This window comes from Thermogutta sp. (genome assembly GCF_039793925.1).
Lineage (GTDB): Bacteria > Planctomycetota > Planctomycetia > Pirellulales > Thermoguttaceae > Thermogutta.
Window position 1 is genome coordinate 1 of sequence record NZ_JBAMME010000254.1, and the last position, 13,093, is coordinate 13,093.

The following is a 13,093-nucleotide window of genomic DNA, read 5'->3' on the forward strand; positions in this document are numbered from 1 at the left end:
CCACAATCGATTGCCCTTTATGATAGGACCTCCCCCGCGACTCTGGAGCTGGCTGCTATTTTAATTACCCCCTGCCTGCAATCGAAGAAGAGACACAGGGCGGACGGCCGTCCGTGTGAATATCACCCAATCTCCCACGCGTCCGCGCTCTCTTCGCTCCGACAATCTCCTCCGCGTGGTTGTTTGATCGGCGGGTGAGTTTCAACACGCAGGCTGGGGAATGAGAGACGTTCTGGTCAGCCGGTTGTCCGCCGGCGCGTGGGCGAAAGCTTGAGGTTGAAGAGGCCGTCTTGTTATCCAAACTCGTGCCCAAGGATCACATGCTCGAGAGAGTGTCTTCCGAGCGCAACAAAAACCGCCGCTTGATTAGGCGGCGGCCTACTCGTGCCACAAGATTTCCCGGTTCTCTAGTCGGATGTTCTCAAACGCATGACTCAATTCACTCACTCGCCGCTCTTGCTGCCGCTTTTTCCTGCAGAGGATTTCCCAGAACCCGATCCGTTAGAACCATCCCCGTTAGATTTTTCGCGGGAAGCCGCCTTTTTGTACGATTCGCTCCTGTAGTCAGTGCAGTAGAAACCCGATCCTTTGAAAAGAATTGCTCCCCCGGGTCCGATCACTCGTCGAAGCTTGTTTTTACCACACGCCGGGCACTTGCGGAGCGGCTCCGCGGTGATGGACTGAAACTCTTCGAACGTGTGCTCACAGGCATCACAAACGTATTCGTAGGTTGGCATCGTCAACTCCTTCCCCTACACAAGACCAATGTTCCAACTTGTCTAATTTGATAGCGACATATGCATGCCTGGGAATTCTCTCATCTTCCTCCAGCCAAACACGTCTGGGACATTAACGCCAGCACAAGCCGGGACTTGATAACAGAAAGGCAACCGCGAACGAAATCACGCCGGCGGGTGATTGTTGGACGGTTCCTCAGAAGCACCCGGCTCAACCGGTTCACTGGCACCTTCTCCGCCGGGGCCCGGCAAGGCCATTGAGACAACCACTTGGCTTGGGCGAACCACGCGGTCATGGAGCACGAACCCATCCTGGGCGACATAGAGGACGGTGTTGGGCGGCACATCTCCTGTGGCTTGTCTGGAGATCGCATGGTGGAGGTTGGGATCGAATGGCTGATGAAGCGCCTCGATCTTCCGGCACTCGTGCCTGGCCAGCACATCTTCCCACTGCTTGAGGATCATACGAATCCCCTGGAGGAGCTGGCCGACGTCATGGTTTTGCTCTGCTGATTGGGCAGCACGCTGGAGGTTATCGTACACCGGCAGCAAGTCACGAATGAGCTCGATCGCGGCGTACTTGCGTTCCTCCACGAGTTGCCGCGCGATCCGTTTTTGATAGTTCTCCAATTCCGCCTGCCATCGCATCGCGCGGTTGCGGAAATCCTCCACCTCCTGCTTCAGGGCTGCGATCTGCTTTTCATAATCTTCCGCAGTCAGCGCGGTCTCTCCGGCCGCGAGCTGTTCCTGATCGGCCATGGAACCACTCGCGCCAACTTCGGATTGTTTTTCCACCGAATTACTCATCTTTTCCCTCTGAGTCACCTCTGATTGATTTTCGTTTTCAAGCGAAGGACTTTCCACTTCAGCGGTATTTTCCGCGACCGTTTGCGTCGCCTGAACTTCCTGACGTTCCCGCTCTTCGTGCGTAGGGATGTGGCTCATAGCGCCGACTCCTCTGTGGTGTCGGACATCCGAGGGCCAATCTGACACCCAAAGGCTCACCTGCAATTGCGTCTTGCAACTGCCGTGCCAGCGCTAAGACCGACCGCCAAGGTATTCCTTGATTTTTGCAAAAAAGCTTTTTCTCTCGGGCAGAACCTCGGTATGTTCCAGTTCGGCCAGCTCGCGGACGAGGCGTTCATACTGGGGGCTGACTCTTTTGGGGACCTCGATATACACTTCCACGACCAGGTCACCCCGGCGTTTGGATCGGGTAGGGAGTCCCCGTCCGGAGAGGATAAAAACGGCTCCGCTTTGCGTCCCTGGGGGAATAGTCAAGGTGTCATGTCCTTCCAGCGTGGGGATTTCGATGGTCGCGCCGAGCACTGCTTGGCTATAACTGATGGGTACCCGGCAGACGAGGTTCGGGCCTTCCCGGCGAAAAATCGGATGCTCTTTGATTTTGACGATACAATAGCAGTCGCCCCGCGGACCGCCGGTGAGACTGATTTCGCCTTCGCCGGCCAGTCTCAACCGTGTGTTTTCATCGACCCCGGGCGGGATCCGAACTTCCCGAGTAACCGTTTCCCTGACTATCCCTCGACCGCGGCATTCGGGACAGGGATCGCGAATCGTTTGGCCTGCGCCGTGACAGGCCGGGCAGTCTGTTTGAATCGTGATGAAACCCGCCGACTGACTTACCCGACCGCGACCACCACAATACCGGCAAACCTCGGGTCGGGTCCCCGGTCGTGCACCCGATCCCTGACATCGCGGACAGACGGCATGCCGCTCGATGGAGACGGTTTTTGTAGCCCCGTGGGCCACTTCCCAAAGATCGAGCGTCACCTCACAGAGGATGTCTTCCCCCTTGCGAACCGTGCGCCGCCGTCTTCCCAAGCCCCCGAAAATGTCCCCGAACAGATCGTCCCCGAAAAAGCTGCTGAATAGATCGAAGATCTCGCTGACGTCGTGGAATTCTCGCGGCTGATAGGCTCCGGACAAACCCGCGTGCCCGTACCTATCGTAGATCGCCCGCTTTTCCGGGTTGCTGAGCACCTCGAAGGCCTCCGAGGCCTCTTTAAATTTTTCCACGGCATCGGGATCACCGGGATTCCGGTCGGGGTGGTATTTCAGGGCGAGCTTCCTGTACGCATCGGCGATTTCCTTGTCCGTAGCGTTCCGGGAAACACCAAGGATCTCGTAATAATCGCGTTTTTCCGACATCGTGGCCATGACTCAGGCTGATTAGCGGGAATACACGGAGTCAATTTCCCCAATTTTGCGCCACTTCGTCGTGACGTCAACGCGTTCCCCAACGGTCAGACGTGCCCCAGGATGTCCTGACTCGCGCTATTATATCACAGGCTCGACGCATCCTTCGTGGCTGTTTCAATGCCGGAAATGTGCCCGGCATTTCCTGCTATCGCGGTAACCTATAATAACAGGGAACATGGGCCACCCCCGCATTGGAGGTGGCCCAATTCCGCATTTTCAGGCTTTGACAGTCAGAGGGGGCAAAGTCGCTTCATTAGCGGACCACGCCCTCCACCGGCACCTCTTCCTCTTCGTCCTTGGGCACGTCGGTCACAAGCACTTCCGTCATGAGCATCATTCCTGCGATACTCGCGGCGTTTTCCAGGGCACAACGAACCACCTTGGTGGGGTCGATGATCCCGGCCTTGAACATGTCCACGTACTTCTTGGACATGGCATCAAAACCGACGTTGGTGTCCTTTTCGAGGACCTCCTGGACCACCACCGACCCGTCCAGACCGGCGTTCTCGGCGATTTGCTCGAGCGGCTTGGAAAGCGCCCGATAGACGATGTCCACGCCGATCTTTTCATCACCTCGGGCATTGGCCCGGGCTTTTTCCACGGCCTCACGGCATCGGAGAAGGGCCACACCACCACCCGGCACGATTCCTTCCTCGGCGGCCGCGCGTACCGCGTGGAGGGCGTCCTCCACCCGGGCTTTAGTTTGTTTCATCTCGGCTTCCGTGGCACCCCCGACTTGGACCACCGCGACACCACCAGATAGCTTGGCCAATCGCTCCTGATACTTCTCGCGATCGTAGTCGCTATCGGTGGTTTCGATGAGATGTCGGAGTTGATCACACCGCGCCTTGATGTCGGCGGGCTTCCCCGCACCTTCCACAATGGTGGTCTTGTCACGATCCACGGTGATCTTTTTGGCCCGACCGAGGTGCGTTAGCTCGACATTTTCGAGCTTCATGCCGAGGTCTTCACTGATGAGCGTCCCCCCGGTGAGGATGGCGATGTCGCCCAGCATGGCCTTGCGCCGATCACCGAATCCCGGCGCCTTCACGGCGCACACCTGGAGGACTCCGCGGAGCTTATTGACCACCAAAGCCGTGAGGGCTTCGCCTTCCACATCCTCGGCGATAATCAACAGAGGCTTGCCGGTGTGGGCGACCTTTTCCAGAAGCGGGATCAGCTCCCGGAGATTGCTGATCTTCTTTTCGTGGATGAGGATGTATGCATCCTCAAAGTAGCAGTCCATCTCGGGTACTCGGTTGATGAAGTACGGCGAGATGTACCCTTTATCGAACTGCATGCCTTCCACGATTTTGTAGGTCGTCTCCGCCGTCTTGCCTTCCTCGACGGTAATCACGCCGTCCTTGCCAACCTTCTCCATCGCTTCGGCAAGCAGTTCACCAATCTTGCGATCGTTATTCGCGCTGATCGCCCCGACATTAGCCAGGTCGTTTTTGCTTTCGACCTTCTTGGCGATCGTCATCAGGTGAGAAACCGCGGCCTCCACGGCGCGGTCGATTCCGCGACGGATGGCCGTCGGATTACTCCCGGCAATGACGTTCCGCAGGCCCTCTTTGTAAATCGCCCGAGCCAGCACCGTCGCGGTGGTGGTTCCGTCACCGGCGACATCCGAGGTTTTGGACGCGACTTCTCTGACAAGCTTCGCGCCCATATTCTCGAAACGATCTTCCAGCTCAACCTCTTTGGCCACGGTGACACCGTCTTTGGTCACCTGCGGCCCACCGTAGGACTTGGAGAGAATCACATTGTGACCGGCGGGACCGAGGGTCACCGCGACCAGATCAGCGAGTTTATCAACGCCGCGCAGAAGTTTTGCGCGGGCCTGATCCTGGAACAACAGTTGCTTTGCCACGTCTTGGGCTCCTTCTATCTGCAGGACCTCCCGATTGATTCCCAACCGAAATCACTTCACAATCTTCGCCAGCACGTCGGACTCACGGAGAATCTTAATTTCTTTCCCTTCGATTTCGATGTCCGTCCCTGCGTATTTTCCGAAAATCACTTCATCACCCACGGAGACAGACATCTCCGTGCGTTTGCCGTTGTCGAGCAGGCGGCCTGGACCCACCGCCAGCACCCGTCCGCGTTGCGGTTTCTCTTTCGCCGTATCCGGCAGGACGATACCGCCCGGCGTCGTTTCTTCCGCTTCCAGAGGCTCCACGACAATCCGATCATCCAATGGCCGCAACTTGATTTCGCTCATCTTCGCACACCCTTTTTCCTGAGAACTACCTGACTCGGTTTATTCCTGTTTTCACACGCACCTATCAGGAAACATGGAAGACAGCGCGCCGTGCTGCTCGTGGTCTGCTCCGACTGTCTTCCCCGTCTCGGCCCGCCTCATTGAGCCGAGCAGAACTTCGGCAACAGTCACCGAAGGTTTGTCTCCTCCGGACAGGGCCGCGGTTCTGCCGCGACCCGACAACCCATATGTTGATCCGTCCGGCCTTTCCGGCCGGCGGGTAGGTTAGTAGTCAAAATCCTCGTCGTGGTGACCCGGCTTCTTGTCGGTTTCCTTTTTGGGGATCTCAGTGACGAGGCAGGAGGTGGTCAGAAGGAGGCTCGCCACACTGGCTGCATTTTGGATTGCCACCCGAACCACCTTCGCCGGGTCAATGATGCCTGCCTCAAACATGTCGCAATACTGGTCTTTCTCAGCGTCGTAACCCTCGTTTTTCTTCATCTTACGTACCTGGGCGACGACCACCGCGCCGTCCTGACCGGCATTCTCAGCAATGGTTCGTAGGGGAACTTCCAACGCAGCCTCGACGATTTTCGCGCCGAGGGCCTCATCACCGGTCAGTTCGAGTTTTTCCAGTGCCTTTGCGGCACGAAGCAGAGCCACGCCACCACCCGGCACGATTCCCTCTTCCAGAGCGGCCTGGGTTGCGGCCTTGGCATCTTCAATCAAGTATTTCCGTTCTTTCATTTCTGTTTCGGTGGCAGCGCCGACAAAGATCTGCGCGACACCACCGGACAGCTTAGCCAGTCGTTCCTGAAGCTTTTCTCGATCGTAATCGCTGGTCGTGGTTTGCAGCTCTTTTTTGATCTGCTCGCACCGACCTTCAATTTCTTCTTTGCTTCCTGCACCACCGATGATGGTAGTGTCATCCGCGGTGACGATAACTTTCTTGGCCTGCCCGAGATCACTCAGCTTGACCGATTCGAGATTGATCCCGAGATCTTTAAAGATCGCCTTTCCGCCGGTAAGGATGGCGATATCTCCGAGCATGGCCTTGCGTCGCTCACCATAGGCGGGAGCCTTCACCGCACACACGCTGAGGATGCCGCGGAGTTTGTTGACGACCAGCGTCGCCAGAGCCTCTCCCTCCACGTCTTCAGCGATGATGAGGAGCGGCCGATTCGTCTTGGCCACCGCCTCGAGGAGCGGGACCAGCGAACGGGCATTGGAAATCTTGTCCTCGTGGACCAGGATGTAGCATTTTTCCAGTTCGCAGGTCTGCTCCTCCTGATTGGTCACGAAGTGCGGAGAGAGGAACCCGCGATCAAATTGCATACCTTCGATGAATTCCACGGTGGTCTCTGCCTGTTTTCCTTCCTCCACCGTGATAGCACCGTTTTTACCCACCTTCATGAAAGCATCAGCTAGCACAGCGCCGATCGAAGGATCGTTGTTGGCCGCGATGGTCGCAATTTGGGCGATTTCTTTGCGGTTCTTTTCATCAACAGGCTGCGCCATCTTTTTGATGGCCTCGACGACCGCATCCACGGCTTTGTGAATCCCCCGGCTGAGCGCCATGGGATCAGCACCGGCAGCGACCATCTTCAGGCCTTCCTTGAAGATGGCTTCGGCCAGAACCGTCGCAGTGGTCGTTCCATCACCGGCGACATCATTGGTCTTCGATGCTGCCTCGCGAACTAATCGGCAGGCCAGATTTTCATTGGGGTCTTCCAGATCAATGTCCTCTGCCACAGTCACGCCGTCCTTGGTCACCTTGGGTGACCCCCATCCTTTGTCCAGGACGGCATTGCGACCTCTCGGACCGAGGGTGGCCTTAACGGCCATTGCCAACTTGGTAACACCTGCCGCTAGCGCCTGTTGTGCCGACTGATCGAAAACAAGGTTTTTCGCCACTGGAAGATCCTCCTTTGCTCAGAGAGTGCCAATTGTTTCCCGGACATGCCCGATCGGTCGGGGCGGTTTCTCGGACCACGCAACCCCAGAGGGAGAACTTCCTCCCCTGCCAGTACCTATGCTGGGGCAGAGCCAATTCGGCTTGCCGCGGACGCCCTCCGTTTCCCCTCCTCGATGTGGTACCGATCCCTTCTTGAAAGTTATTCCCGCCGCCCCGCGGTGCGTCGCGATGGAAGAACTGTCGCGTCCCACTCCATGCAATCTTTATGCCAAGGCCTGTCTAATGGCACAAGTGATGAATTGAACGCAAATTAGAGACGGAGTGGGAACATGAGCAGGTGCCCGTCCTGGCACGCGGGGGGCCAGATCGGTGCCAAATTGGCAGTCCCTCGGGTTGTCCCGACTAACACCCCTGGAGAGTCCCCCTGGTGGGCTTGTCAAGGGTCACCGGGCCTACTCTCCGGTGGCGATTTTCGCGGTAGTGAGTTCAAGAGCAAGTGATTGCGTTTTAGTTTGACACCATCGTCCCGTGACCTAGGCTTGTCATAGAGCCCGGCGGAAACACGGTGGCGTTCCTCGTCCCAGCACCTCGGCGGTTTCCGAGTCTCGAACTTGGGCGAGCCTGCAGGTCGTTGACCCTGCTGAAACGAACGCCCGAACTGGCGGCGACTTATCACGAGGAACTGATCTGGTCGTCTTTTCCCCAGCCTGGAGAGGCGACGTCGCTCGACCAACGGTGAGATGCTATGGTCACATACCGTCCTGCATCGACGATCGAAGACTGGATTGCAGCCCTGCGACTGGTTTATCACTCCTACGTTCGTGCAGGACTCATCGCCCCGAATAAGTACATGCTCCGAGTGACTCCGTATCACCTGCTGCCGACCACTGACTTGTTTATTGCCTGTGAAGGATCGCGCGTCGTTTTAACGATGTCCCTCGTGCGAGATGGAATTTTGGGAATCCCCGCGGAGGCGGTGTACCCCGAGGCGATCGCCGCGCACCGCAAAGAACGCCGTATCTTTGGCGAGGTGACGTGCCTGGCGGGCGAGGAAATCGGCAAGACGGGTCTTTCCCAGTTTATTGAGCTCGTTCGACTGCTTGCGCAATACGCCCGATTCACAGAACATCTCGACGAAGTTTTTATCGCCGTCCATCCCAGGCATGCACTGTTTTATGAGAAGTTTTTGGGGTTTGAGCAGGTCGGGGATGTGAGGGCGTACCCCAGCGTGCAAAACCGCCCTGCCGTCCTTTTGTGTTTAGACGCGACTACCCTGCAGGAACGTCATCCGCGGGCCTACCAGATTCTCTTCGGCTCTCCGCTATCCAAAGAACAGCTCTGGCCTGCCCGACTGCCCGTCGAGCACAGGCGTCTGTTGGAACCGTTTGTGGACAAAAGATTCGTCCCGGCACCCTTGGCGGCTCAGGCAGATTGGCAGGCAATCGCAAGTCCGGTGGAGCAGGTATCCTGATAAGTCGAGGAAACCGGAGGGACTTTCTCCAGTTGAGCCGAATAACAACACTGCCTTTCACCTGGCGGATCTTTGCTTAGGGAGAGGTCTGCCAGGATTCTCCCTGTGATCCGGGATTAACCTCGTCAGGGCCTTTGGGTAACTCCGAATCTGGCCGCTTCTGCGATACATCACGGAATTCACTTTCCGTTTCTGGTAGAAAAACGAGTTCCAGGGGATTGTCCGCCGTGGGGTTGGCAATTCGCAAGGCAGCCCGTCCTGTGACCAGCATTTTTAAGGTATCGCCTATCACTTCACGTCGCCAACCCTGTGCCAGGATTGGCGGGGCATCGTCCGTGCTGCCGGAGAACTGGTAAACCAGCCAGTCCCGCAAATCATTGGTTCCTCCCACTAATCCCACGGCAATTTGTTTCTTCAAGCACAAGCTTGCGAGGGCGCTGTAAAGGAACTGTCCGACCACTGGCGATTGCTGAACCCCAGGCCGATTGGGAAGCTCTGGCCATTTCTCCGGGGGCATGGCCAGGGCGTCTCGGATACATGCGGAAATCATCGGTACGAGGCGGCAAGTCGGATGTTGCGACATCCCGCGAATCGCGAGGATCCGTTTGGGATCACTGGATGCTCGTCGCGCCAATTCGACCAACAGATCGTCCCGTAAAACGCGACGGGGTGGGACATTTCGTCTGGCGGCTTCTCGTTCCCGCCAGTGCCACAACTCGCGAAGAATTGCCAATTCTCGGCGGGACATTCCACCACATCCGGTGAGCCGCCGCCATCGCTCTTCCACCTCCGCCTGAATGGCCATTTGCTGCTGGCGCTGGACTTCCTCCCTTAACCATTCCAAACGATTGAGCCGGACGAGTTCGCGCTCCAGATGATCTCTCAAAGGTAGCAGGTATCGGACGTCATTGAGGGCGTACTCGATCTGTTTGTCACTGAGCGGTCTCCGACGCCAGTCAGTCCGCGTTTCATGCTTGGTTACCGAAATCCCCAGATATTTCTGGAGAATGTTGACAAGTCCGGCGGGATATTCCAGACCGATCAATCCGGCGGCAATCTGCACGTCAAAAACGCGAGAAGGAAATCGTCCAGTGGCGTTGTAGCAGAATTGGAGATCGACTCGGCCGGCGTGGACAACAACCTCGACGTTTCCCTCAACGATGGCTTCCCAAAATCGTCGCACCGATCCGAGGGGAAACGGATCGATCACCACTAACTCGTCATCAAAGGCAATTTGGATGAGGCAGAGGTTCGGTTGATAGCTGTCCTCGGCCACAAACTCCGTATCCAGTGCGAGCCGAGATCGCCCTCGTAACTCTCGGCACAAAACCTCGAAGTCATTGACGGCGGCTATACGGCGAACAGGGTGACGATCGTCTCCAGCAGTTGAGGCCTCTCGATTCACTGGGCACCCTTTCTCGTGTAACCATCAAACGAACTCTTCGCGCCGGGGAGCAAGGTCGCAACTTTGGCGGGACCCTTTGATTATAGGAAACAGCCTGAAATCCCCACCATCTGGGAAACTGTGCCGTCTCGGATGGTTTCCACGCCGAATCAGCCGTCCGTATTGGGGACGCGCTGCGAATCAGGTTTATCGGCGAATCGCCGTTCGCGGGTCACGGAGAACCCACTCGTCAGCGAATTGCTCCTCCAGCAGGAAGGGAGGCTGCGACATCCTGGGCCAGAATCTCCACAGAAAGCAGCTCCACCACGAGGTCGATTTCCTCGGTAGGGGTCACGTCCCCTGCGTCGTGGGTTACAAAGACATCGATCGACTGCCGACGCGGCTTACCATCGGTCAGTGTTCTCATGTCGTCCAACCACACCCCATCAGAAATCATCCGCTGGTTGATATTCTGGATCTTCCGCCGGTAGAAGCCGGCAACAGCGGCCAGCGTGCCGCGACCTTCCAGTCGGATATAGTGGACGCGCATGGGATCGAATTGCACGCCGGCAAGCTCCTGTCTGAGTTGCGAGTTTGGCCAATCCAGGTGGTACTCGGCGACCACGGCACAATTAGGGTGAGTTTCCTGGAACTCAGGGGGCCGTTTCTTGCTGACGGACTCCAGCGCGCCAGGATCAAGATTCGCCAGACGGTCGGCTGCCTGTTTCAGCTCCCTACATACCGATCGTCCGATGTTTTCGGCCATCAGCATCCAGCGAGCCTTCGCAGACAAGGCTGCTATGTTGGGAGTGCCTGCCTGACCGGGGGGCACTGCCCCGCTGCCGTACTCTTCGCCAGGCCCGGGACCTCCTGGATAACCTGGGCCGTAGCCCGCCCCAGGCCGGTATCCCGGTCGGACACCCGGACGCCTGAGCGGGGATCTTGCAGGACGATTCATGTCGGGTTGCGGCGGTTCTTCTCGAGGGAGGCTTTTTACCACAACAACCAACCCTGGATCGATGAAGAGATTACTCCCCAACCCCAGCGCCGCCAGCGGTTCCGGGCCTTCTTCGAGCTTGCTCTTCAGTATTTCGCTGAGTCGCAGGCGAATAGAACTCATCGGAAACGTGGTCGCGAGACAGATATCCCGCGCACCCTCTTTAAGTGAATTGACCTGCCGTAAACGTGCTTCCATCAGGGCCAGGGCACCGGGTGTCCAGAGTTTCGGTGCAAGCTTCAATGCGACATCTCGTGGCAGCCCTTTGACCATCAAACGCCGCTCCTGGCTGACCAGCTTCGGCACGGGCTGGGCAGGTCCCCGGGGAGTACCAGGTTGGCCGGGAACCGCGCCTGGATAGCCCGATGGATAACCATATCCAGGCGGCGCGGAGCTCGCTGATTCTTCCGGGGAAGACGGTGGATAACCTGGATATCCTTCCGGAGGGCCGGAAGCATAACCGGGAGGAGCGCCAGTTCCTGGATAGCCCGGATAGCCGGGTCCTGGATAGCCGGCCGGCGCGCCAGGCGGGCCTCCCGTCGCTCTTGCCCCCGGTATCTGCTGCGCAAGCCGGGCGAGGTCCTCCAGCCCGTGGGGATCCTCTGCCCCGATGACCGCCGCAAAAACGGCCGCGTTCAGTTCTGTGAGAGCATTCACAATCCAGGCCACGGTCGGATCCCGCGGGTCGCCTTTCTGAAGAAAGACGAGAAGCACAGGCAGATTCTCCGGCACAGGCCGCGTCAGAACCGGCATCATGAGCTGGCGATCGGCCGGACGTGCGTTCGGACTCAGAACGTGTGCCGCCAGCGCCAGCCGAATTTTTTCGGTCATGACATCTTTAACCAGGTCGAACAGCAGTCGCTGGATTTCGTCTCCCGTCAATCTCCGTTGTGGTCCACCGGGGCCGCTCGATCCCGGATAACCCGGATAGCCCGGATATCCTTCCGGAGGGTAACTCGACGAGTACTCCTCACTGGAAGTTTCGTTGGATGGGGAACTCCCCGGGGAACCATAGCCGGACGTATATCCGGGAGGTGGACCGGAAACGCCGGGGTAACCAGCAGGCGGCCCGTACCCGCCCGGATAGGCGCCTGGTGCGCTGCCGGGTGTTTGCTTGGGGAGGCGGGGGGGCTGCGTGAGGACCTGGATCACCAGATCTTCATAGACCGGCTTGGAAAGATTTTGGGCTACTTCGCGAAGGGTGGTCTCCACTCCCACTCGATCATCCACCACTTCCAGTTTCGCATCCAAGAGGTCTTTGATCACGCTGACCGCGCCCGCCGTGCCCAGTTTGACGAGGGCCGTGGCGGCGGCTTTCAGGACATCAACGTCAAATCCCGGATTGGCGGCTGTTGCTCCGGGAGGGCCCATTCCGGGCGGCGGACCAGCAGTCGGCGGACCACTGCTGTAGCCTTCCTCTGGCGGAGGATATGGAGCTCCAGAGCCATAGGGGGCACCAGAACCGTACGGTGCGCCAGAACCATATGGGCCTCCGGAACCATAGGGAGCGCCAGAGCCGTAAGGGCCCGCTGACGCAGGCTTTGCTGCCGGAGGTTTTTCCATGAGTACTTTCAGAATCTCAACAGCTTCCGCCTCGCGCTGGCCGGATGTGGCGTCGGCCACCAACCGATCGATCGCCTCGAAAAGTCGCTTGTCCTGCTTTTGGCGTGCCTTCTTGAAATCATCGACAGTCCATCGGCCGATATCCTCAGGCAACTCCTCTTTCTTTTCTTCCTTAGCCTGCTCCGCGGGAGGACTTGGAGGTGGCGTGGGAGCCGGCGGCGGAGTGACCACGGGCGGACTCGAGCTGGAACTCGCGGTAGAATCCTCTCCACCCCGCTGACACCCGACGAAGGACCAACCCAAAATAACCAGGAAAAGACCGAACCAAACTCCCCACTGCCGCACGGTGATGAGCCTCATGACGATCACCCTCCGTTCCCCGGGATATTCGGATGGATCCCTGCTCACTTGACGTCTCGCCCGTTGAGCTTGAACGTATCTCCCGCAATCGTTCCCTACAACCCGCACAAGTGTTTCAAACGTGGCGATCTTCCTACACCTTAGGGGCGCTCTTCATTGTACCACTTTGCAAGGGGTTTTCGTAGCGATTTGGCGGCCGCCACACAATTGCTATAACTGTGGGCTGAAATTGACTTTGACAGA

The 13,093-nt window shown here is 57.9% G+C and carries 9 protein-coding genes; 1 reads left to right on the forward strand and 8 read right to left on the reverse strand.

Going from position 1 to position 13,093, the window contains the following annotated elements; genetic code table 11:
* Positions 1 to 443 precede the first annotated feature (443 nt).
* The 6 genes from ABJK56_RS12260 to groL (ABJK56_RS12285) form a co-directional block, all read right to left on the reverse strand.
* The gene (locus ABJK56_RS12260) at positions 444 to 737 is read right to left on the reverse strand and encodes a zinc ribbon domain-containing protein (protein WP_347244955.1); all 294 of its coding nucleotides are present in this window, start codon (positions 735 to 737) and stop codon (positions 444 to 446) included.
* A gap of 165 nt (positions 738 to 902) precedes the next feature.
* Positions 903 to 1,682, reverse strand: coding sequence for a nucleotide exchange factor GrpE (gene grpE, locus ABJK56_RS12265; protein WP_347244956.1), 780 nt, complete (start codon positions 1,680 to 1,682; stop codon positions 903 to 905).
* A gap of 93 nt (positions 1,683 to 1,775) precedes the next feature.
* Entirely contained in the window at positions 1,776 to 2,906 is a 1,131-nt protein-coding gene (gene dnaJ, locus ABJK56_RS12270; RefSeq protein WP_347244957.1) for a molecular chaperone DnaJ, read from the reverse strand.
* 304 nt (positions 2,907 to 3,210) lie between these two features.
* A complete protein-coding gene (gene groL, locus ABJK56_RS12275; protein ID WP_347244958.1) occupies positions 3,211 to 4,830 on the reverse strand; it encodes a chaperonin GroEL in 1,620 nt (539 codons plus the stop codon).
* 51 nt (positions 4,831 to 4,881) lie between these two features.
* Entirely contained in the window at positions 4,882 to 5,181 is a 300-nt protein-coding gene (gene groES, locus ABJK56_RS12280; RefSeq protein WP_095416313.1) for a co-chaperone GroES, read from the reverse strand.
* Positions 5,182 to 5,445: 264 nt separating this feature from the next.
* The gene (groL, locus tag ABJK56_RS12285) at positions 5,446 to 7,074 is read right to left on the reverse strand and encodes a chaperonin GroEL (protein ID WP_347244959.1); all 1,629 of its coding nucleotides are present in this window, start codon (positions 7,072 to 7,074) and stop codon (positions 5,446 to 5,448) included.
* A gap of 746 nt (positions 7,075 to 7,820) precedes the next feature.
* Here groL (ABJK56_RS12285) and ABJK56_RS12290 point away from each other — a divergent pair.
* Positions 7,821 to 8,546, forward strand: coding sequence for a hypothetical protein (locus ABJK56_RS12290; RefSeq protein WP_347244960.1), 726 nt, complete (start codon positions 7,821 to 7,823; stop codon positions 8,544 to 8,546).
* A 76-nt stretch (positions 8,547 to 8,622) separates the two neighbouring features.
* On the opposite strand, the gene ABJK56_RS12295 is transcribed toward ABJK56_RS12290, so the two are convergent.
* Both ABJK56_RS12295 and ABJK56_RS12300 read right to left on the reverse strand, forming a co-directional pair.
* Positions 8,623 to 9,951 (reverse strand): HRDC domain-containing protein, encoded by a 1,329-nt coding sequence (locus ABJK56_RS12295; protein ID WP_347244961.1) that lies wholly within the window; start codon positions 9,949 to 9,951, stop codon positions 8,623 to 8,625.
* Positions 9,952 to 10,180: 229 nt separating this feature from the next.
* On the reverse strand, positions 10,181 to 12,850 hold the full coding sequence (locus ABJK56_RS12300) for a hypothetical protein (protein WP_347244962.1): 2,670 nt from the start codon (positions 12,848 to 12,850) through the stop codon (positions 10,181 to 10,183).
* Positions 12,851 to 13,093 lie beyond the last annotated feature (243 nt).